Origin of the sequence: Staphylococcus sp. OJ82 (assembly GCF_000294465.1) — a bacterium.
Taxonomy (GTDB): domain Bacteria; phylum Bacillota; class Bacilli; order Staphylococcales; family Staphylococcaceae; genus Staphylococcus; species Staphylococcus equorum.
On record NZ_ALPU01000001.1, the window covers coordinates 1 to 22,645 of the forward strand.

The 22,645-nt window shown below is 35.4% G+C and carries 17 protein-coding genes, 1 tRNA gene and 1 other RNA gene; 4 read left to right on the forward strand and 15 right to left on the reverse strand.

Translation table 11 applies throughout. From position 1 onward, the window contains the following. Nucleotides 1-462: 462 nt before the first annotated feature. The 11 genes from recR to gltB form a co-directional block, all read right to left on the reverse strand. Nucleotides 463-1,059 carry a recombination mediator RecR gene (gene recR / locus SOJ_RS00005; protein WP_002505985.1) on the reverse strand — a complete coding sequence of 199 codons (597 nt, stop codon included), beginning with the start codon at nt 1,057-1,059 and terminating at the stop codon, nt 463-465. A 4-nt stretch (nt 1,060-1,063) separates the two neighbouring features. Next, a complete protein-coding gene (locus tag SOJ_RS00010) occupies nt 1,064-1,381 on the reverse strand; it encodes a YbaB/EbfC family nucleoid-associated protein (RefSeq protein WP_002484224.1) in 318 nt (105 codons plus the stop codon). Nucleotides 1,382-1,467: 86 nt separating this feature from the next. After that, complete coding sequence (gene dnaX, locus SOJ_RS00015) at nt 1,468-3,186, reverse strand: DNA polymerase III subunit gamma/tau (protein ID WP_037539340.1); 1,719 nt, start codon at nt 3,184-3,186, stop codon at nt 1,468-1,470. 59 nt (nt 3,187-3,245) lie between these two features. After that, nucleotides 3,246-3,776: a GNAT family N-acetyltransferase gene (locus SOJ_RS00020; protein ID WP_002505987.1), complete on the reverse strand. Its 531-nt coding sequence runs from the start codon at nt 3,774-3,776 to the stop codon at nt 3,246-3,248. A 191-nt stretch (nt 3,777-3,967) separates the two neighbouring features. Then, an RNA gene (gene ffs, locus SOJ_RS14110) (signal recognition particle sRNA large type) lies at nt 3,968-4,237 on the reverse strand. A gap of 109 nt (nt 4,238-4,346) precedes the next feature. Further along, nucleotides 4,347-5,072 carry a trehalose operon repressor gene (gene treR, locus SOJ_RS00025; protein WP_002505988.1) on the reverse strand — a complete coding sequence of 242 codons (726 nt, stop codon included), beginning with the start codon at nt 5,070-5,072 and terminating at the stop codon, nt 4,347-4,349. A 28-nt stretch (nt 5,073-5,100) separates the two neighbouring features. Continuing rightward, nucleotides 5,101-6,735: an alpha,alpha-phosphotrehalase gene (gene treC / locus SOJ_RS00030; protein WP_002505989.1), complete on the reverse strand. Its 1,635-nt coding sequence runs from the start codon at nt 6,733-6,735 to the stop codon at nt 5,101-5,103. A 91-nt stretch (nt 6,736-6,826) separates the two neighbouring features. Continuing rightward, entirely contained in the window at nt 6,827-8,254 is a 1,428-nt protein-coding gene (gene treP, locus SOJ_RS00035; RefSeq protein WP_002505990.1) for a PTS system trehalose-specific EIIBC component, read from the reverse strand. A gap of 241 nt (nt 8,255-8,495) precedes the next feature. Beyond that, nucleotides 8,496-8,588: transfer RNA gene (locus SOJ_RS00040), tRNA-Ser, on the reverse strand. Between the two features lie 60 nt (nt 8,589-8,648). After that, the gene (locus SOJ_RS00045) at nt 8,649-10,112 is read right to left on the reverse strand and encodes a glutamate synthase subunit beta (RefSeq protein WP_002505991.1); all 1,464 of its coding nucleotides are present in this window, start codon (nt 10,110-10,112) and stop codon (nt 8,649-8,651) included. Between the two features lie 19 nt (nt 10,113-10,131). Further along, nucleotides 10,132-14,631, reverse strand: a complete 4,500-nt coding sequence (gltB, locus tag SOJ_RS00050) for a glutamate synthase large subunit (RefSeq protein ID WP_002505992.1) — start codon at nt 14,629-14,631, stop codon at nt 10,132-10,134. A 137-nt stretch (nt 14,632-14,768) separates the two neighbouring features. On the opposite strand from gltB, the gene gltC reads away from it, so the two are divergent. The 3 genes from gltC (at nt 14,769) to SOJ_RS00065 (ending at nt 17,645) form a co-directional block, all read left to right on the forward strand. After that, on the forward strand, nt 14,769-15,656 hold the full coding sequence (gltC, locus tag SOJ_RS00055) for a glutamate biosynthesis transcriptional regulator GltC (RefSeq protein ID WP_002505993.1): 888 nt from the start codon (nt 14,769-14,771) through the stop codon (nt 15,654-15,656). Nucleotides 15,657-15,750: 94 nt separating this feature from the next. Continuing rightward, nucleotides 15,751-16,863 (forward strand): YibE/F family protein, encoded by a 1,113-nt coding sequence (locus SOJ_RS00060; protein ID WP_002505994.1) that lies wholly within the window; start codon nt 15,751-15,753, stop codon nt 16,861-16,863. Continuing rightward, nucleotides 16,860-17,645 (forward strand): YibE/F family protein, encoded by a 786-nt coding sequence (locus SOJ_RS00065; protein WP_002505995.1) that lies wholly within the window; start codon nt 16,860-16,862, stop codon nt 17,643-17,645. Before SOJ_RS00060 ends, SOJ_RS00065 begins: the two co-directional genes overlap by 4 nt. Nucleotides 17,646-17,716: 71 nt before the next feature. On the opposite strand, the gene SOJ_RS00070 is transcribed toward SOJ_RS00065, so the two are convergent. Then, entirely contained in the window at nt 17,717-18,961 is a 1,245-nt protein-coding gene (locus tag SOJ_RS00070) for an ammonium transporter (protein ID WP_002505996.1), read from the reverse strand. A 109-nt stretch (nt 18,962-19,070) separates the two neighbouring features. After that, nucleotides 19,071-19,922, reverse strand: a complete 852-nt coding sequence (locus tag SOJ_RS00075) for a GNAT family N-acetyltransferase (RefSeq protein ID WP_002505997.1) — start codon at nt 19,920-19,922, stop codon at nt 19,071-19,073. Between the two features lie 206 nt (nt 19,923-20,128). Between SOJ_RS00075 and SOJ_RS00080 the strand changes: the two genes are divergently transcribed. Next, complete coding sequence (locus tag SOJ_RS00080) at nt 20,129-20,398, forward strand: hypothetical protein (protein WP_002505998.1); 270 nt, start codon at nt 20,129-20,131, stop codon at nt 20,396-20,398. A gap of 141 nt (nt 20,399-20,539) precedes the next feature. Here the strand turns inward: SOJ_RS00080 and SOJ_RS00085 are convergent, their stop codons facing one another. Together SOJ_RS00085 and SOJ_RS00090 are read right to left on the reverse strand one after the other, a co-directional pair. Beyond that, nucleotides 20,540-21,511 carry a LysM peptidoglycan-binding domain-containing protein gene (locus tag SOJ_RS00085; protein WP_002505999.1) on the reverse strand — a complete coding sequence of 324 codons (972 nt, stop codon included), beginning with the start codon at nt 21,509-21,511 and terminating at the stop codon, nt 20,540-20,542. A gap of 160 nt (nt 21,512-21,671) precedes the next feature. Next, nucleotides 21,672-22,457, reverse strand: a complete 786-nt coding sequence (locus SOJ_RS00090; RefSeq protein WP_002506000.1) for an arylamine N-acetyltransferase family protein — start codon at nt 22,455-22,457, stop codon at nt 21,672-21,674. Nucleotides 22,458-22,645 lie beyond the last annotated feature (188 nt).

Sequence of the window (22,645 nt, forward strand, 5' to 3'; positions counted from 1 at the left end):
ACTTTAATGTTGTGTTCGGAATTAACGTTGACATATTGCAATTCAGTTTTCAATGTTCATTTCTTAATCACAAGACTTAATTATACAGGTTATAACTTGAAAAGTCAATAACTTTTTAAAATTAATTTTCGTTGTGTTTCGTATTTCTTTTTGTGTTTGTCGTGTTGTTTCGCTCGACTAGTAATACTATACACGCATAAAAACCTTTTAACAACAGTAAAATTTACACTCTAACCGTCTCACAACAACCTTTGAACACTAATAAGCATACTTTATTATAATAATTCATATTAAAGTTCGTTTTATAACCAGTAAACATCTAAAATCTATCTTCAAACCATTGGAATACACTTGTTACGCGTACTTTAAATTCTTTTACATATTTTTAATTTTATTTACAAATAATTAAAGCTACCTATATAGGTAGCTTTAATCGTTCATATATATATGTTTAATAATATACTACATCTCTGTTCGGCCCATAATCGCTTTCGACAATGTAACTTCATCAGCGTATTCTAAATCGCCACCTACAGAAAGACCTTGAGCTAATCTCGTTACAGTAACACCAATTGGTTTTACTAACCTCGAGATATACATCGCTGTAGATTCACCTTCTAGGTTTGGATTCATCGCTAAGATAAGCTCTTTAACTTCTTCATCTTTCAAACGATTAATTAAACTGGGTATATTAATATCCTCTGGTCCAATACCATCCATTGGAGAAATAGAGCCATGTAACACGTGATATAAACCTTTATATTCACGCATCTTCTCCATAGCAATGACATCTTTATCATCCTCAACTACACAAATAATTGTGCGATCTCTCTGTTTATCTTGGCAAATGTAACATGGATCTTGTTCAGTTATATGTCCACATTCACTACAATAGGTAAGTTCTCGTTTAACATCCACTAAAGATTTAGCAAATTGGACAACATCGTCTTCTTTCATATCTAATACATGAAACGCCAGACGTTGAGCGGTCTTCGGCCCAATGCCTGGCAGTTTCATGAAACTGTCAATAAGTTTTGAAATCGGTTCAGGATAGTGCATATGATCACATTCCAGGAATGTTTAAGCCTTGAGTGTGCTTGCCTAAGCGTTCTTGTGTAAGTTCATCAGCTTTATTCATTGCTTCATTCGTTGCAGCAATCACTAAGTCTTGTAACATTTCAATATCGTCTGGATCTACCGCTTCTTCTTTTATTTCTACATCTAGTACTTCTTTATGACCTGATACAGTTACAGTAACCATGCCGCCACCAGCTGTACCTTGTACTTTCTCTTCTTTTAATTTCTCTTGCTCTTCGCCCATTTTCTTTTGCATTTTTTGCATTTGTTTCATCATTTGTTGCATATTTCCGCCACCGCGCATAAATTTTTCCTCCTTGAATCTTCTATATCATTTTTATGATTATTCTTTCGTTTCATTATACATGCCTTTTTATTCATTGTCATGTATCACTCTTCATCTATTACATTTACAGTACTCTCACCAAATAAATCTTTAGCTTTTTGAACAACGTCAACTTCTTCCGTTACTTCCGGAGTAGAGGATTGGCTATTACTTTCACCTTCTGTTGCTGTGCTACTCTTTCTATTTTGTAGATATTCTGTTCTAACTTTCATCCATTGATCGGCTGGCACACCTACAACTTTGACTGTTTTATCGATGATTTTACAAACAACATTCTCAATATTCTCTCGTTTTTCATCATCTTTATTAACAATTTCACAGTGTATTTCTTCTTCAAACTTAATCAGAACGTGCGTTTCACTTGCTGCAACTGGTTCTGAATTTTGCAAGAGGCTCACTAACGATTTCATATCATTGCTTTTCGCGTGATTAATGACCTCTTCCCAATGGTCTTTCAATTGCTTAATATCATCTTTATTGGCTTTGTCTAATACTTTAGCAATTTGTTGCATAGAAAAAGTGTTCTTAGACTGCCCACCTTTGTTGGTAGTTCGTTTAGTTTGTTGAGGCGTGTTGCTCGTAGTCACACCTTGCGCTTTTATAGTCTTCAATTCACTTTCTAACTGTTCCATTCTTTGCAACAGAACGTCATTATTAGGTTCTGTTGCAATACCTGTAGTCGCTACTGTTTGAACGCTCTCGGGTTTTTCTTTTATCATTTCAGCGATTTTAACTAGTAATACTTCGAAATGTACACTTTGATTTACACTGAATCGAATCGAAACGAGTGTATCATTGATGATATCAATCATTTTATAAAGAACATCTAAATCAAAATGCATTAATGCATCATATTCAGTTTCTACATTAGAAGTCTTATTCATTATCGTATCTCTCACAAAATAAATCATATCGTTAATCAAACGATTGACTTCTTTACCTTGTGATATGAATTGGTGGTAAGTTGAAAAAGCACTTTTCACATCTCCTTGAACTACTTCTTTCAGTAATTCATTTAAGGCACTAGCATCTACACTACCAGTTACGTTCAGTGCATCTTGTAACGTGAGGTGCTCATCTCCAAAAGCAATGGCTTGGTCCATGATACTTAACGCATCACGCATACCGCCTTCTGACGCTTTCGCAATAAATTCCAATGCAGCAGTATCGCATTCAATTTCTTGCGAGTTTGCTACAAACTTTAAACGTTCAACAATTTCATCTTCACTAATTGCTTTAAAATCAAACCTTTGTGATCTTGAAATAATCGTCGGAGGTATTTTGTGAGGTTCTGTCGTCGCTAATATAAATATTGCATGTGCTGGTGGCTCTTCTAACGTTTTAAGCAACGCGTTAAAAGCACCCGTTGTTAGCATGTGTACCTCATCTATAATATATACTTTGAATTTCGATTCACTAGGTGCATATTTAACTTTATCTCTAATGTTTCTTATTTCATCTACACCGTTATTACTTGCTGCATCAATCTCAATGACATCTGAATTCGTTCCACGCGTGATTCCTTTACATATTGCACATTCATTACAAGGTTCACCATCGGTACGTTCAAGACAGTTTATGGCTTTTGCGAACACTTTTGCAATACTCGTTTTACCTGTTCCTCTAGGCCCGCTAAATATATAAGCATGGGATTGTTTACTTTTAGCAATCGCATTACGTAGTGTCTTAGTTACATGCTCCTGACCCACAACATCTTCAAAGCTTTGCGGTCGGAACATTCTATATAAAGCTTGATAATTCACTTTCGCACCTCCAATAGCATTCATCAACTATTATAGCATTGTACTTTATACTTTGAATATCAATTAAAAGATTCTGGATAAACCACTTTTCCATTAGGTTGCTCTGTTAGTTGTTCCCAAAGGAATTTGACCATAAAATTTTTCAAAGGTAAATCAAATGGACTGTATATATGGTATTGTTCCGCTTCTTCATAACCTAATTTACTGTAATACTCCGCAGCTCCTAAGACAATAATCGTTGTATAACCTTGCGCTTTTGCTCTCTCTTCTGCTGCTTGCACGAGTGCTTTTCCCAACCCCATATTTCTATATGCTGGTAAAACAGATAATGGAGCTAATGCTAATGCAGTAAAACTTGTTTCTTCATTAACGATTTGGATTTCTGATAACAAAATATGACCGATTACTTCACCGTCATCATTTTTCGCGACAACTTCTAACTCATAGTTATATTCTAAAGTTTTTCTCAATTTCACAACTAACGCTTGCTCATCATGCTGTGACTCAGCGATATCTTCAAACGCAGATTTTATTGTTTCTAAACTTGTATCATAATCATTTTCAGTTAAAGTACTTAAGTATATTTGCATCGACATCCCCCTTGTAACGTTTAATTTCCAAACTTTGACTCAACAACATCGGCTTTGTGAGAAGTTTTAAACTATACCAACGTCCTATCAAAGTATTCCTTATATTTTAATATAAAAAAAGAGCGACTGCTATCAAAAGATACGTCGCTCAGTATTTATATAAGTTTATTTCATTATTTAAAAAATTAAAACCGTGCACCTTCACTTCGAATGTGTATCACAAACGTAACCAAAGTCGTTAGCTAAATCTCGGCAACCCTACGGCACATACGATAATCCACTTAATGCTGCTTCCGTCAGGACCTGACATGGTTCGTGGGTTCATATTGCATAGGACCGAGATCTTCAAACACTACGTGCTTTGGGCAGACTTCACAAAAACACACCCTTAGCAAAGGAATTCAGTCTCGCGTAAAGCGGTTTTCGAGTACAGGGAACCGCTACCTCCCCACTTAGCACGGCAAAATATATCATACTATAATTTAACAACTGATTGCAAGTATAACCTATCCTAGATACTATATCTTCATTATATAATTCACATTATAGTCATTTTTACGATAAAATATATTACCTTTTGTGACGTCTAGAAAAATCATTGAATTTAAACTCTGTAGCTAAGTGTTTCGAAACATTATATTGGAATATTGTAGTATCTTTCAAATGTACAATGCCTCGAACTGTTGCCGTATATGGTGGTACCACATCGCCAAATATTTCTTGTTCTCTTTCTCCGAAGCCCTCAAACGTAATCGACTTATTAGAGTAGCTAATTTCTAAACCTAATATATCTTCTATATACTCATATAGTGATGCTTTAGCAATCTCCGTAGTAAGGTTCGGGACAATTGCTTCTATTAAGTAATCTTCATCTATAATCTTTACTCTGTCTTCTATTTTTCTAATTCGAACGATATGCCACAATACTGTTCCTTGTCGAACATTCAAGGCCTTTTGTACTTTAGGAACTTCACCTGCAGTTATCTTTTTAAACACCTTGACGTCAGTTTCATGTCGCAAGCCTAATCCTTGTTGAACTTCTCTAAAACTGGTTAAATCTGCAAAAGGAAATTCTGTTAAGCCTTGATAGATAACAACCGAACCTTTGCCGCGAATCTTCTGAATCATACCGTCTCTCACTAATAAGTTCAGTGCTTTACGTACTGTTTCACGAGAGGCACTATAGGTTTCTACTAACTCATGCTCAGATGGCAATTGAGTGCCATACGATATGCGTGACTCTATGATGTCTGTACGTATTGTTTCATATATCGTAATAAATTTTTTCTGTGTCATGCGCGCTCACTCACTGCCCTTTTCTAAATTATTGTGCAATTACAATTGCGCCAAATCCATCAATTAATTCATTTGTTACTTCACCATGTTGGATAATAATTTCTCCCTCAATAGCTAAATCTTCTGGAATCGTTACTTGTTCATTTGAAAAGTTTGCAATAACAAGCCACGTTTCATCATTGTAATGGCGTTTATAAACAAACAACTCATTATGCTCCATATATAAAGGTTCTATGCTCCCATACGTAATAATATCGTGTTCATGACGTAATTGAATCAAATGTCTATAAGTGTGCAATATAGATGATTCATCTTTAATAGCCGCTTCAACATTGATTTTATCAAAATTATTTGGAACATCAATCCATGGAGTACCAGTAGTAAAGCCCGCGTTCTCTGTATCAGTCCATTGAACTGGTGTTCTTGAAGTATCGCGAGATTTTTGCCCTAATATAGTAATAATTTCTTCTTCTTTATAACCTGCATCTTTCATATTTTGATAAGCATTTAAAGATTCAACATCACGATACTGGTCAATGTTTTCAAAATCTGGATTTGTCATACCGATTTCTTCACCTTGAAAAATATAAGGCGTGCCTTGCAACATATGCAGTACAGTAGCTAACATCTTAGCACTTTGTTTACGCATTTGTTCAGACGAGTCATCACCAAAACGAGAAACAACACGAGGCTGGTCATGGTTACACCAGAATATTGCGTTCCAACCGCCCCCTTCATATATACCAAGTTGCCATTCCATAAGTATATCTTTTAATTTATGGAAATCTAATTTAGCATTCGTCCATTTTTCACCATCGGCATAATCTACTTTTAAATGATGGAAATTAAAGACACTACTTAATTCTTGGCGCTTAGTATTCGTATATTTAATACAGTGATCTATTGTAGTTGAGGACATTTCACCAACCGTCATTATGTCTTTGTCTCCAAACGTACGACGATTCATCTCATGTACATATTCATGTACGCGTGGTCCATCTGTATAAAACTCTTTGCCGATTTTTTCAGAGTCTTTAAACTCACCTTTAGAAATCAAATTAAGCACATCAAATCTAAATCCATCTACACCAAAACTAATCCAATGGTTAACAATGTCATATAAAGCATCTCGCACCTCAGGATTATCCCAATTTAAATCAGCTTGAGTAACGTCGAATAGGTGCAAATAATATTCATTTGTTTTTTTATCATATTTCCATGCATTACCACCAAATTTTGACTCCCAGTTTGTTGGTGGTTGATTATCTGCTGATCGTCTAAAGAAGTAATAATCTCTATAAGGACTTTCTTTATCTGCATATGCTTGTTTAAACCATTCATGTTTTGTAGAGGTATGATTAATTACAATATCCATCATAACTTTTAAATCACGCTTATGCGCTTCACTTACTAATGTTTCAAGATCTTCTATTGTTCCAAATTTTTCATTAATTTTGTAATAGTTACTAATATCATAACCATTATCGTTCATTGGCGATTCATATACTGGTGTTAGCCAAATGTAATCTACACCTAGATATTGTAAATAATCTAGTTTTTCAATAATACCTTGTAAATCACCTTCTCCATTACCTGTTGTATCATTAAATGATTTTGGATAAATTTGATAAACAACTGATTTTCTCCAATCATTATGTGCCATAACAATTACCACCTTTTCTTTTACTGTTTTCAAAAAGAAACTCGCTAATGAATTTTAGCGAGTTTAATTGTACTTATCTATATAACTTAAATTATTTTTCAACCATTTCTTTTGTTTCTTCTTTACTAAATCTTGATAGAACAACAGTTAAAATTGCTGGTACGACAATTGCTAAAAGAGTACAAATAGCATATATTAACCAGAAATCCTTTTGGATAGAAATAATAGCTGGCACGCCGCCTACGCCTACGCTACCTAGCACACGACTTGCACCTATAATACCACCTATCACACAAGATGTTGAAATCGCTGCTAGAAATGGATATTTTAGTGGTAAGTTTACCCCGAATAATGCTGGCTCTGTTACACCTAAGAAACCTGAAATACCTGAAGTCATAGCAAGACCTTGTTCTTTGCCCATTTTACGTCTTCTATAGACAAACCATGCGCCAAATGCTGCTGACCCTTGGCAAATGTTAGATATTGCAAGAATTGGCCATAGGTATGTGCCGCCAAGACTACTTCCCATTAATTGGAAATCTACCGCTAAGAACATATGATGTAAACCTGTGATAACGAGTGGTGCATAGAACAGACCATAAAGTGCGCCACCTAACCAACCAGCATGTTCAAAGACAAATGTCACGCCTTCTGTAATTCCTGTACCAAGCCATAATGCAACTGGCCCAATAACTATAAATGCTAAGAAACCTGTAATCAGTAGCGCTACCGGACCTACAACTAACATTTTAATTGAATCATGAATATATTTATTTAAGAACTTCTCAATTTGAGCTAATACATAAGCTGCAAGTAAAATCGGCAACACTTGTCCTTCATAGTTCAATTGCTTAATTTCTAAACCGAAAATATCCCAAGTAGGAATATTACCACTAGCAATATCATATTGTGAAGCTAGTTGTGGATTCATTAAAATTAAGCCTAGTACTAGACCAAGTATTTGACTCCCACCAAACACGCGCATACTACTCCAACCAATTAATGCTGGTAAGAATATGAATGCTGTACTTGCAATTACATTGATAATATTAGAGATATCTCCAAGTTGAGGAAATTGCTCTACTAACGGTTTAGGACCAAATAGCCCTTCCATCGTAAGTAAATTATTAATCCCCATAAGTAAACCAGCAGTAACAATTGCCGGTAAGATTGGAATAAATATGTCCCCCAACAATTTAATCAATCTTTGGACCGGATTACCCTTTTTAGCCGCTGCAGCTTTCGCGTCATCTTTTGACGCTTCACCTACACCTGTTTCTTCAATGAATTGTTTGTAAACTTCATCGACTGTGCCTGGACCAATGACAATTTGATACTGGTTATCAGCTTTGAATTGTCCTTTTACTAAATCGTTATCACCCAATCGATCCTTATCTACTTTATCATCATCTTTCAAGACAAGTCGCAAACGCGTTACACAGTGTGTTGCTGTGTCCAAGTTGTCTTTGCCCCCAATAGCTTCGACTATATCTTGCACATCTTTCTTTTTAACTGCCATGATGATTCACTCCCTTTTTCTTTTAACATCACTGAAAGTATAACTTGTATAGACAAGTTTTGTAAAGGCTTTCATGTTAATTAAAAAAAATAATGTTATTTTCATGTTTTTGTATAATAATTTCAATGAATCCATTTAATTATTATACAATACCCTAAAACGACAAATAAAAAAGACAAGTACTCAATACACGATTGATTACTTGTCTACTCTATTTATTAGTCTTAGTTTTATAATATTATGGCGGAGGAAGAGGGATTCGAACCCCCGCGGGCCGTTAAGCCCCTGTCGGTTTTCAAGACCGATCCCTTCAGCCGGGCTTGGGTATTCCTCCAAATAAATACATTATTTATAATATTATAGCCCGTTTCAAAAGTCAATTAAAATTTCAGCACTATACCAACGCTTTTTCTTTTAAGTAAGCATCTACTGAATCTGCTACAGCTCTTCCTTCTTGAATAGCCCAAACCACAAGGCTCTGCCCCCTTCTCGCATCGCCCGCTGCAAATATATGTGGTTGATTCGTTCTGAAATCTTTATTATCAGCCACAATTTTATTACGTTTGGTTTGAATATCGAAAGCATGAGGCACGGTCGTTTCTGTACCGACAAAACCGATAGACAATAAGACTAGGTCTGCTGGCCAGTGACGTTCTGTACCATCCACCACGACCATGCCATCTTCTGTTTCTTCAAGTATTTGAGTATAAACACCTTTTACATTGCCGATACGATCAACATCGTAACGCATCGTCTGTACGCCATATGCACGTGGTTCAAAACCAAAACGCGACTCATATTCTTTATGCGCGTAGTCCATCTTGAATACAGGCATTGCTAATGGCCAGTATGTGTTCTCATCAAATGTAATCTCTTCTGGCTGCTTTGTGTATTTATTAAATTGAACGATAGACTTACAATTTTCACGCAGTGCTGTCGCTACACAGTCAGCACCTGTATCACCAGCACCAATCACAATAACATTTTTCCCTTTAGCCGAAATTTCAGGTTCGTTAATTTCTCCATTTAAAAATTGCCCTTGTTCAGTTAAATAATCCATTGCAAAGTGAATTCCAAATCCCATGCGCCCTTCCAATGGTAAATCTCTCGCATTTTGTGAACCTGTACAAAGTATAATTGCATCGTGTCGTTCATTTAATTCATCACGACTCACGTCTACACCAATTTCTGTATCTGTCATAAACTCAATACCTGATTGTTTCATCACTTCAATTCTACGACGTACGACATCTTTATCTAATTTCATATTAGGAATACCATACATTAGAAGCCCACCCGCTTCATGTGCACGTTCATATACTGTTACTTTGTATCCTAGTTTATTCAATTCATCTGCCGCTGTTAACCCAGCTGGACCACTGCCGACGATTGCTACTGTTTCAGATTGACGTTGCTTAGGCTTTGTTGGTTTAACCCAGCCATTTTCATAAGCTTCATCAATAATAGTGCGCTCAATACCTTTGATAGCCACAGATTCACGATTAATTTTCATCACACATGAATGTTCGCAAGGCGCAGGACAAACGCGCCCCGTAAATTCTGGAAAGTTATTTGTCTCGCTCAAGCGTTCATATGCTGTTTTAAAATCTTTTCTATAAACGAGATCATTCCATTCCGGAATATAATTCCCAATGGGGCAACCAATTGTTTCTTTTCCATGAGGTTCTCCCGTTTGGCAAAACGGGGTCCCACAATCCATACAACGTGCACCTTGTTCTGCTGCTTCATCTTTCGTAAACCTCTGTTGAAAGGCATCGTGATTACTTATACGTTCAACCAATGACAATTCATCTAATTGCTGTTTGTCATAATTCATAAATCCTTTGAATTCGCCCATGACAAATCCCCCTTTATGGTTAATATACCGCAGTCTGCTGTTGTTCTGATGCTAAGCTTGTACGTTTATCATTAAATGCATTCAACAAAGCTTCATCTAACTCACTCGAATCACGTTTTTGTAATTCTATTTTTTGCATCATCAATTTATAATCTTTCGGAACTACTTTGACTACTTTGTGTGCCACATTTTCAAAATCATTTAAAATAGCTTGTGCTTTTGTGCTCTGTGTATATTTAACATGAGCTTGTAGCATATCGTTCAAAATTTCACGCTCTGCTTTTACACTAATTGTATCGAAATCCAGACTATCTAATTTATGTTCTTTTTTAAAAGCTTCAACGTCTGATGGGAAAATGTAACTCACACCACCACTCATACCTTGGCCAAAGTTTTTACCTACATCTCCAAGTATAACGACACGTCCGCCAGTCATATATTCAAGCCCGTGGTCGCCAATACCTTCGACAACTGCTTGCACACCACTATTACGGATACAGAAACGTTCTCCTGCCTTACCATTAATGTACGCTTTACCATGTGATGCACCGTAAAAACAAACATTACCAATAATAATTTCATTCTCACGGTGTTTATTCGGCGCTTTCACAATAATCTTACCGCCAGATAACCCTTTACCAACGTAATCATTTGAATCACCTGTATGATGTATCGTTAATCCACTAGGCGTATATGCCGCTAAGCTTTGTCCACCATGACCCTGTGTTTGTGCATAAATCGTATCTTCAGGTAAACCTTCAGGTCCATGAATCTTAGTAATTGCACTACCAGTGATCACACCTACATCTCTTTGTTCATTTTTCAATTTATATTTACCTGTAAATGCTTCACCTTTTTCAATAGCCGTTCGTGCGTCAGGATACAATCTTGTTAAATCAAATCCTTCATCAAGATGATGATTTTGTTTTATTTTATTAAATCTGTCACCTTCATGTTGATACAACAACGCTTCAACATTCATAGTAGCTGCTTTAGAGCGACGTGTTGATAACTGGCTACTTCGTTGTAATAAATCCGTTCTCCCTACTAATTCATCGACTGATTTCAAACCGAGTTCAGCTAATATTTCTCTTACTTCTTCCGCTACAAAATGCATGAAGTTAACTACATGGTCTGCTCTGCCATTGAATAACGCGCGTAGATCTTGGTTCTGTGTAGCGATACCTACTGGACATGTGTCTTTATGACATACACGCATCATAATACATCCCATAACTACTAATGGTGCAGTGGCAAAACCAAATTCTTCAGCACCTAACGCACATGCGTAAGCGACATCTTTACCTGTAAGTAGTTTGCCATCTGTTTCCACTTTCACTCTTGATCTTAAGCCGTTCATCATTAAAGTTTGATGCGTCTCTGATAGTCCAATTTCCCATGGCACGCCTGCATGTTGAATGCTTGTTTTAGGTGATGCACCTGTACCACCATCGTAGCCACTGATTACGATTTTATCAGCGTATGCTTTCGCGACACCTGCCGCAATCGTACCGACACCTGTTTTAGAGACAAGTTTCACTGTAATATTTGCATCTTTATTGGCATTTTTTAAATCGTGGATTAATTGTGCTAAATCTTCTATTGAATAAATATCGTGATGTGGCGGTGGTGATATTAAGCCAATACCTGGTGTAGAACCCCTTACTTCCGCAATCCACGGATATACTTTCGTACCTGGTAATTGTCCGCCTTCCCCTGGTTTAGCGCCTTGCGCAACTTTAATTTGTATTTCTTTTGCATGTTGTAAGTAATCACTCGTTACTCCAAAGCGACCTGAAGCAACTTGTTTAATAGCACTTGAACGATTTCTACCTGCTTCATCTATCACAAAACGTTCGGGATTTTCGCCGCCTTCACCACTATTACTTTTACCGCCCATTTGATTCATTGCTTCTGCAAGCGTTTGATGTGCCTCTTCTGAAATCGAACCATAACTCATCGCTCCAGTATTGAAACGTTGCACAATATTACTCGCAGGTTCAACTTTATCGATATCTATGGATTTCTGCTTTTTAAATTCCATCAAATGGCGAATATGATCTGTGCGCTTGTGATTAACTTCATTTGAAAATGCTTTGAATTTTTCATAATCATTTAAGCGACATGCATGTTGTAATAAGTGTATCGAAGTTGGATTAAACGCGTGATGTTGCCCTTGTTTGCGCCATTGGAACGTACTACCTGATTCAATGTACTCACTCTCAGGTGTTTGTCTCGCTTTATTTTCTTTATCAATTAACTCCATCGTTATCCCAGATAATTTCGACTGGGTGCCAGTAAAATATTTGTCTACAATTTCATTTGAAAGTCCTACAGCTTCAAATATCTGTGCCCCTTGATAACTTTGAACTGTAGAAATACCCATCTTAGCCATTACTTTGATGACACCTTCAGACAAGGTATGTGTGTAGGTTTGAACATTTTCAGAAATATCCCCTTCTAAACGTTGGCTCAAGACCAATTGTTCAATCGTACGTTGTGCTAAATAGGGTACTACCGCATTCGCACCATAACCTAATAAGCATGCAACGTGATGTACCTCTCTCGTTTCACCCGACAAAGCAACAATACTCGTACGCATACGTAGACCTTCTCGGATAAGCAATTGATGAATATGACTCACCGCAAGCAATATTGGCATGGCATAACCATTTTCCGTTACAAGTGTACGATCATCTAATACTAAAATTTCACTACCTTCTTTAACAGCAAGTATTGCTTTACCCCCTAAAGCGTCTAATGCTGCTTCTAAATCATCTTTATAAACAGTTGATAGATGTCTTACATTAAATCTACTCTGCTCAATTTCCTCAAGTTGCGCTTCTGTCATCACAGGACGTTTCAATTGAATTCTATTCAATACGTCCGCATCAGGGTTTAACAAATTCCCTTCACTGCCTAAATAAGCTAACTCACTTGTGACAATTTTTTCCCGATAAGCGTCAATAGGTGGATTCGTTACTTGAGCAAATAATTGCTTGAAATAATTAAAAAGTGTTTCATTTTTTTCATTTAATACCGCGATAGGTACATCATAACCCATTGCTCCGATTGGATCTTTTTTATTTTCAACCAGTTCTGTCATGTATTTATCCATTTCTTCCTTTGTATAGACAAATTGTTTTTGCAATCGATTCAATGTTGCACTATCCCACTCGGATGGTTTATACGTCACATTTTCTAAATCCAAATCTACTTTAAAATCGTTTAACCAACTTTCATAAGGTAGTTCGTCTGCGATGTTTGTTTTTAACTCATTATTTTCAATCACTTTATGTTGATTAAAATCAACAAGTAATAGCTTTCCAGGATTCAACTGACCTTTAAAAGCAACATTCTTTTCGGGTACATCAACTACACCAACTTCAGATGAAAAAACAATGTAATTATCTTTTGTTATTGTGTAACGTCCTGGTCTTAAGCCATTTCTATCAGTTAAAGCACCAATCTTGTCTCCATTACAAAACGAAATCATCGTCGGTCCATCCCATGGTTCCATTAAATAACTATAAAACTCATAGAAAGCACGTACATTCGCATCATTGGCTTTGTTATATAACCAAGGCTCTGGAATCATGAGCATTGCTGCTCTTTCAGGCTCCATAGCTAACGATAAAAATTCTAAAGCATTATCGACTATAGCCGAGTCACTGCCATCTTCATCAATAATTTCTTTCACCTTGTCCTTTTCGTCACCAAAAATAGTCGTGATCAGCTCATCTTGTCTAGCGCGCATCCAGTTTACATTACCTTTAATTGTATTGATCTCACCGTTATGCATGAGTAATCTATTAGGATGTGCACGTTTCCAACTCGGAAAAGTATTTGTACTGAAACGCGAATGAACAAGTCCTAATTTCGAAATATAAGATTCATGATTCAAATCTTGATATAAAGCCTTGATTTGATCTGACCGTAACCATCCTTTATATACGATTGTTCTGTTTGACAGACTTGTAAAATATAAATCTAACTGTTGCTGATTCGCATAATTTTCAATTTGTTTTCGAGCTAAAAACAATTTACGTTCTACATGTGAAACATCATTTAATGACACGAATACTTGTTGAATAAAAGGCATTGTATCGGCAACATGTGAAGCAATTGCATTGATGTCTACAGGTACATCTCTATAACCAATTACACTTAAACCTTCCGCTTCAAAGTGTGCATTAAACTGCGCCTCGTGCTGAGAACCTGCAATTTGTTCATTTGTAAAAAACATTCCAACGGCATATTGACCTTCTCCAGGCAAATCAAAGTCAGTTTGTTTTGAAAAATAATCGTATGGCACTTCGGTCATAATCCCTGCACCATCACCTGTCACACTGTCCGCACCAAGACCGCCACGGTGATCTAACCTACGTAGCATCTCCAATGATTTTTCGACTATAGCATGGTTCCTTTTATTATCCATATTGGCATAAAAGCCAATACCACATGCATCATGTTCCTCGCGACTATCATATAAGCCAATTTTCTGATTGTATTCGAGCATGACCTTCACCTCTTTTTCGAAAATTCTGAATATTAAATTAGTAAGTAAACTATATAGTAGTTGATCAATCTGTTCAATATATAAAATAGATGATATTATTCTATTTATTAGAACATTTTTGAATTTGGGGGGATACAATGGAAATCAAACAACTAAAATACTTTATAGAAGTCGCAAAAAGAGAGCATTTATCAGAAGCTGCACTTGAATTGGAAATTGCACAATCTGCAATAAGTCGTCAAATAACACAACTCGAAAAAGAATTACAAGTTAAATTATTTAATAGAGAAGGACGTAATATTTATCTAACTGATGAAGGAAAGCAATTATTTTCAGAAGCAACTAAAATTATAGATCAATTCGACGAAACTGTCCGTTTATTTCACAAACAATCAGAGTCTAATCATTTTATAATTCGTATTGGTTATGTTGAAAGTTATATCTCACAAGTACTCACGCTATTAATACAATCTTTCGAAAACCAAAGCGATTCAATTGTCGAACCTATTCTAATGGAAGAGAGTGAAATTTTAAATGCTTTAACTACTGATCAAATCGATATTGCATTTACCGACCTATCAAATGACATCAAACAAAATCGCGAACTAAAAGTAAATGCTTTGTTCGAGGAAAACTACCACATCTATGCCCCTAAAGATGCACCAATTACTATGGCAACCCATCCGCCTCTAGTCCAGTTTTCGAACAAAACAATTTATGAGCTTTATCCATTACCCTCGCATATCAAGCAAACACTAGCCAATATTGTAATAAAACCTATACGTACCATCACCCATCCACAACTCGCACAATACATTTTAAATAAAGAGCGCGGATATATTATTGCAGCTTCCTATCACCTACTAGATAAGAATCCTGATAAATGGGTGGACATCTCCCTTGGGCACACAGAGCTAAAACGCACAATTTGTAGTGTGATGCGCCAAGATAATCGTAAAAATGACATTCGCTTAATGCTTTCAATGATCGACCAATTGTTGAGTCGCAGTACAACATATCACTAATCCAAAATTTATCCGCAAACCTATAAATCGTTGAATTCAACATATGAGACGCGTATAATCGCATTGTCTATAAAGAGAGGATTGAAATAGAGCGATGCCAATCAAAACACTACTTAAACGCCCTTTCAATTGGGTATTATTGTTGTTTTGCATCATATTTATTGGGTTGTTTATTTTCACATTTGTAAATGCTAAGTTTTACGATACACCTATTGGTCAAATTACAAATATTGAAAATAAATCTACATCTAAAACCATGGATGACCATCATAATAAAGATATAAAACATACAGAAACATTGAAACTTACAATTTTAAATGGAAAATTCGAAGGTCAAACTGCAGCGATTCCACACGAATATTATGAATCTCAAGCAGATAGTGAAAAATTTTCTGAAAACAATAAAGTTTTGCTACATATCGATAAATATCCAAATGATGCATATATATTAGAGAAAAAGCGTGATAGCCTCGTAGTAGCCATGACAGGTTTATTTTTATTAACTGTACTACTTGTAGGTAGGAAAATCGGACTTCAATCCATTTTATCTTTGGCAATTAACACAGCCGTCGTCATTCTAGCGATTTATATTTATAACCAATTTCATATTATGACTTTATTCAGTCTAATGAGTATTGGAGTTATCATATCTACTATATTAACCTTACTGCTAGTTACTGGTTGGCAATGGCGGACACTCATTACTATTGTCAGTACCTTGCTTGGTACATTTATATGCGTTGGGTTAACACAATTAGTAATTCAAATAACTGGTGGCGAAGGCTTAAAATTTGAAACGATGAGTTTCTTAACATTACCACCTAAAGAAGTCTTTCTCGCATCGGTAATGATTGGATCACTCGGTGCAGTGATGGATGTCGCCATTACAATTGCAAGTGGGATGACTGAAATCCTACGTCGCACACCCAATATTAGTATGACGCGTTGGGCACTTGCCGGACGCAATATCGGCCAAGATATTATGGGAACGATGACCAACATTTTACTTTTCTCTTATTTATCTGGAAGCTTACCGATGTTACTTATTTATTTAAAAAATGCAAATACCATTACCTACACAATTTCTATGAATTGGTCATTAGAAATTTCCCGGGCAATTACAGGTGGTATTGGTATTGTCTTAACAATTCCTATTACAATATTAATGATGCAAGTATGGTTCAAAATGCGAGGTGCTAAACAATGAGTGCAATAACAATTTTAGGTATCATACTGTTCATACTTATGCTTATTTTTGGTGGTAAAAAAGGACTCATCTCTTATCTGACATTATTCTTAAACTTTGTCATTCTATTAATAAGCTTGGTTATCATTATGTTTGGTGCGCCAATTTACCTTGTAACCTTAGTATTTTGTATCGTTATCGCAGCGTGTAATCTATTTGTACTTAATAGTTATAATACCAAGACACAAGCAGCTTTTTACGCAACAATTCTAACAACGGTAATCTTGATTGCTGCCATCTACTTGTCTGTATCTATTGGTAACCTACAAGGATTCACAACTGAGCAACAAGATGAAACGTACATTTTCTCTATGAATATCGGTATAGACATGGTTAAATTCATGGTCTTCACCATAATACTTGCTGTCATTGCTGCAGTTATTGATTTAGCTATTACAATTAGTTCCCCCATGTACGAATTAAGTGAGACCAACCCTGATTTAACTCAAAAAGAACTATTTCATTCAGGGATGCGTGTAGGAAGAGAAATCTTAGCCACATCAGCTAATACAATTTATCTTGCTTATTTTGGAGGCCAACTCACATTATTTTTCTGGTTTTTCAAATTAAATTATTCGTTTGGTCACATTATCAACTCCAAAATATTTGCGCAAGAATTCATCTCTATTTTATTAGGAGGTATTGCAATTGCTATAAGTATCCCTATTACGGCTTGGCTATCCTCAATATTAATTAAAAAGGAACACAAAACAAATCCACCTACAACAAAAACAGTTGATTAAAATAAAAATCACTCACCTGCACTTATCAAAAGGTGAGTGATTTTTATTTTACTTTTTATATTCTTAATTCATTATAAACGCTTATTAAATTTGTTTATCTCTCCACTAAAATAAGCACTTTCTCCATGAACAACATAATCTAAGCCTTTTTCATCTTCAACTTTATCCGTACCTAAAGCACTAAACAATTTTATTGTTTTTGCAATTAAAAATGTCATTGCACCACTAAAAATAACTGTTACGAATACCGCGACAAATTGTACCCAAACTGTTTGAAGCGTCCCACTATATAGCATTCCATCAACAATCTCGTTATTCACTTTATGAGATTGAAATACACCAGTTAAAATTGCACCGACAATGCCACCAATACCATGTATACCAAATGCATCTAAAGCATCATTATATTGTAATTTTACTTTGATATAATTAATTGCAAAATAGCAACTAACACCGCCAATAAATGCAATTACTATTGCACTCATATAGTTTACAAAACCAGCAGACGGCGTAATGGCTACTAAACCAGCTAACATTCCCGATAACATTCCTATCAAACTTGTTGTTTTTTTCATAAAATATTCCATAACAGACCAACCAAGTGAACCTGCACTTGCTGCGAGTACAGTATTCACGAAGGAGGTCATCGCAATATCATTAAAAGTTAAGGCACTGCCTACGTTAAACCCATACCAACCAACCCATACCAATATGCCACCTATTAGTGTAATTATAAGATTATGTGGTGGTCGTTTTTCAAAGTTTTTTCCTGCTCCTATCATAATCGCTAGTACAAGTCCTGATATACCTGATGTAATGTGAACTACTGTACCGCCTGCATAATCTATTGCACCTAATTGATCTATCCAACCACCACCCCACACCCAATGTGCAACTGGACTATAGACTATAATGACCCATAAAAATACAAAAATTAAATAAGGTATAAACTTCATTTTTTCTGCAATTGATCCTGACAAAATCGATACAGCAATTGTACAAAACATTAATTGGAATAACATGAAAAGTGCTAGAGGGATATGTGTAGCGATATCCGCTTGTGTATTGAATCCAACTTCCTTTAAACCAAAATACGTAAAGCCGCCTAAAAATATCTCTCCAGAACCAAAACTCAGGCTAAAACCTAAAATAACCCATGCAAATGTCACAACAACAATTGCAGACATACTTTGCATTATTGTATTCAACACATTTTTAGATTGTACAAGACCACCATAAAATAAACTCAACCCCGGTGTCATTAACCAAACTAATAAGGTACACAAAAATAAAAACAAAACATCATTCATATTCATCCAAATCACTCCTTTGGTCAAAATCATACTCCTGGTCAAATTGAATAGCAAAAATGCGTCATGTAAATTAACACTATATGTTAAGTTACATGACGCATTTTTAAATTTATTATATTTGTTGTTGTAATATATAGACAGGTCTACCCTCTAATAAGGTTTCACCTACCATATTATAATGACACTGTTGATATAAGTTTTGAGCCACTTCATTATTATCATTGACCGCTAGACAAATTTCGTCGATATCTGGAAAGTGATGGTGTATATATTCTGGCAAGGATTGAATAATTTGTTTTCCATATCCGTGCCCTCTATAGTGAGCATCTACACTAAAAGATCTGAAAAACACCGCATTCTCATTTAACGAATAAGGCGCTACACCAGCACCTTCATGCAGTGTAAAAAAACCTATACATTGTTGCTCATCATTATATACGAGTACAGGATGTCGCTCCGAATCATTTTGTGCAAGTTCAATGTTCACTTTCGGCGTTTTAGTAAATTGACGGTCTTCTGGCGTAATAGTAATTTGTTCAATATCTGAAATTAGTTCTGCACTATATGGAATCATACTTATACCTGTTAATTGTTCATTGCTCCAAGTCACGACAGCAGGTGCAATTTTATTATACTCTAACTTATGTATCCATCTTATATCCGTAATTTCTTGGTCAGTTTCAACTTTGGACCAATCTATCTGCGCTGTTGTGTAAAAACAATTCAGTTCAGTTTGCTCATTTTTTTGTGGATAAGCATCTCCAATTACCGTATCCATATAAACAAGCGAAATTTCCGGTACATCAACTTGAAGTTCCTCTTTCAACTCCCTCTGTAATGCTTGTTTATAAGTTTCCCCATCATCTATCTTGCCGCCCGGAAAATAATATTTTTCTCTATTTCTAGCTTGTACTAGTAGTAGTTCGTCATCTTCTTCAACAACTAAGCAAACACATTTAATCATAACTACGCACTCCAAACGTACTTCTTTTATTTTTATACGGAAATAATCGTACCATTTTCATACTAACTGCGCTTATGTTATCATATTTTATTATTCAAGAACATCTCATTTAGAGCTACATCATAGTATTGAACATAATAATCAACTTATAAAATGTTATAATATTAAACAATATATGAGTTTTCAAAATGGAGGATCCAATAAGAATGGCTAAAAAACCAAGAATTAATCGCATTTCTAACACAATCAATTTTGTAGGCATTGCAGTTGAAGGTTTCAACTGGTATGCCTATCAATCAAAAAACAAAAAGTTACTTTACGCTAGCATGGCAATTACAGGCACAGGCGCCATACTCGATTTATATACAGCATTAAAATCACCGCGTAAATTCGTTAAAGTTTTTTCAACTTTTACAGCAGCTAGTACATTATTCACGACTGTTAAACGTGTACAATCTATACGTAAAGAAGCATAATTTGTCATTTTCTGTATTAAAATAGTAACACAATTCAACTGCCCACAGTAAAACATACTCTGTGGGTATTTTTCTATTCATAACAACATAAAAGTGCCTCTAATGTATTATATACTGAATACGTTAGAGGCACTTTTTAAATTAGTGAATATATTTATATGAACTTACTTGTGATGCAGGAATCGTTCTATAAGTTATAATTCCTGGTGACGCACCGTAATTCATTTCTGAAATAGTAATACTACCGTTAGAATTAACAGATTCTACAAATGCAACATGACCATAATAACCTTGATCAGATTGTAAAATAGATCCTACTGTTGCCTTATGGTCAACTGTGTAACTATCAGCTGCAGCACCAGTATCCCAACTATTAGCATTCCACCAATATGTACTAATACCTTTACCAATTTGTGCACGTTTGTTAAATACATGATATGTACATTGGCCCCAGTCATATAAATTAGAATGATTGAATATCGGCGTGTTATAGCCAGTAGAACCTGATGAGCCTGATCCACCAGTTGAAGCTGTTCCCGATACCTTCAACTTCTGTCCCGGATAAATATTAGTATTTGATAAACCATTTAAACTAATGATTTTTTGATAAGTCGTGCCATATCTTGCAGCGATTGCTGATAAAGAATCGCCTGATTTTACTGTATATGTCGTTGTACTACCACTGCTCGTCCCACCTGATGAACTTGAACCACCAGTTGAAGCTGTTCCCGATACTTTCAACTTCTGCCCCGGGTAAATATTAGTGTTTGATAGGTTATTTAAACTCATGATTTTTTGGTAAGTCGTACCGTGTTTAGCAGCTATACCTGATAACGTATCTCCTGATTTCACAGTATATGTTGACCCTGATGATGTATTCGTTGATGTACTTGTTGAACCAGAAACTTTCAATGTTTGATTAGGAAAAATAACGTTAGACGTCAAATTATTCAACGATTTCAACTTTGAAATTGAAATATCGTATTTATTCGCTATTGACCACAGGGAATCCCCACTCTTAACTTTATAAGTTGTTGCAGCATCAGCATTTGCTGAAGTTACAGCCGCTATCGCGCTTGTCCCTATTACAGTTGCAATTATTTTTTTACGCAATTATGTAAACCTCCCAATATTTCTTTTTACATTTTATCATTCATTGCTCACTATATTATTATACAACTTAAAATTGCGCGTGAGTATATTATTTGTATGACATTCATATTACAAACAAGCACTACTCGTAATATAAACGCCTTCATGATTCCCCATTCATTTAATACTGTTCAAATGTTTGAATCCGAATATCATCTATGCCAAAGTAATCACTTAGTAATGTTTGATAATTGTTTTGTGTTACTGGAATTTTTTGAACTTCCCCATTCTTTGCTATCGTTAAATGTGCATTAGATAATGTAACTCTTCCGTATGTTTTGGCTTTACTAACCAATAATTTTTGAACAAAAATAGAGTCTGAATGATGTTGATTAAATTCAATTCCCGCTGCAAAATCCTTGAGTGTTTTAGAGATATCAATTGCTCTATATTGTGTTTCCCAATCATCTTTTTTATACTTTTGCATTTCAATTGTATATGTATCAATATGTTTAACTCGAAACTTACCATTTACATCTATTACTTCATTTTGATTTCTAATAAGTGGCATCGCTTTCTTAGGAACATCCGCATAACCAACATCGACAAGATATTTATGATGATTCAAACTTACAATCAAAGCCATATGAGAGCCTTCCATTGCCCACTCTTTACCTGTATTAATTGTTGCAGAAACCATATAAACGTCAAAACCTTTTTCCTTTAAAAAGTTGTGAAATAATCTATTTTGTTCATAACAAAAACCACCTCTATGTTCTTGAATGATTTTATGAAGCATAGTTTCATCATCTAGTGCGATGAGTTGCTTATTTTGAACATTAATATTTTCAAACGGCACATGTAGTACATATTGGTGAATATAATGGTTCAACATTTCTAAATCTACTTTATTGTAATAATCAGAATTAATATTTAAGTACGCTTCCAATCGTTTAAAGTTTGTCATTTACTGATACTCCTTTTAACACGATATTCTATTACTTGTACCATACTATTTTAGCTGATTTAATCCGCTTCAGACAAACAGACTGTTTTGACGAGCATGGCATGTTATTTATGTCCAGTCCTTAAAATATTGTTGTCTCATAAATACCTAACATTCATATTCTGCTTTCATATAATAGATGTTATGAT

Excerpts from the sequence above, each read along its gene's own strand:
- recR (WP_002505985.1), bottom strand. The coding sequence starts at position 1,059 with ATGCACTATCCTGAACCGATTTCAAAACTTATTGACAGTTTCATGAAA.
- SOJ_RS00010 (WP_002484224.1), bottom strand. The coding sequence starts at position 1,381 with ATGCGCGGTGGCGGAAATATGCAACAAATGATGAAACAAATGCAAAAA.
- SOJ_RS00020 (WP_002505987.1), bottom strand. The coding sequence starts at position 3,776 with ATGCAAATATACTTAAGTACTTTAACTGAAAATGATTATGATACAAGT.
- treR (WP_002505988.1), bottom strand. The coding sequence starts at position 5,072 with ATGACACAGAAAAAATTTATTACGATATATGAAACAATACGTACAGAC.
- treC (WP_002505989.1), bottom strand. The coding sequence starts at position 6,735 with ATGGCACATAATGATTGGAGAAAATCAGTTGTTTATCAAATTTATCCA.
- treP (WP_002505990.1), bottom strand. The coding sequence starts at position 8,254 with ATGGCAGTTAAAAAGAAAGATGTGCAAGATATAGTCGAAGCTATTGGG.
- SOJ_RS00045 (WP_002505991.1), bottom strand. The coding sequence starts at position 10,112 with ATGGGCGAATTCAAAGGATTTATGAATTATGACAAACAGCAATTAGAT.
- gltB (WP_002505992.1), bottom strand. The coding sequence starts at position 14,631 with ATGCTCGAATACAATCAGAAAATTGGCTTATATGATAGTCGCGAGGAA.
- gltC (WP_002505993.1), top strand. The coding sequence starts at position 14,769 with ATGGAAATCAAACAACTAAAATACTTTATAGAAGTCGCAAAAAGAGAG.
- SOJ_RS00060 (WP_002505994.1), top strand. The coding sequence starts at position 15,751 with ATGCCAATCAAAACACTACTTAAACGCCCTTTCAATTGGGTATTATTG.
- SOJ_RS00065 (WP_002505995.1), top strand. The coding sequence starts at position 16,860 with ATGAGTGCAATAACAATTTTAGGTATCATACTGTTCATACTTATGCTT.
- SOJ_RS00070 (WP_002505996.1), bottom strand. The coding sequence starts at position 18,961 with ATGAATATGAATGATGTTTTGTTTTTATTTTTGTGTACCTTATTAGTT.
- SOJ_RS00075 (WP_002505997.1), bottom strand. The coding sequence starts at position 19,922 with ATGATTAAATGTGTTTGCTTAGTTGTTGAAGAAGATGACGAACTACTA.
- SOJ_RS00080 (WP_002505998.1), top strand. The coding sequence starts at position 20,129 with ATGGCTAAAAAACCAAGAATTAATCGCATTTCTAACACAATCAATTTT.
- SOJ_RS00090 (WP_002506000.1), bottom strand. The coding sequence starts at position 22,457 with ATGACAAACTTTAAACGATTGGAAGCGTACTTAAATATTAATTCTGAT.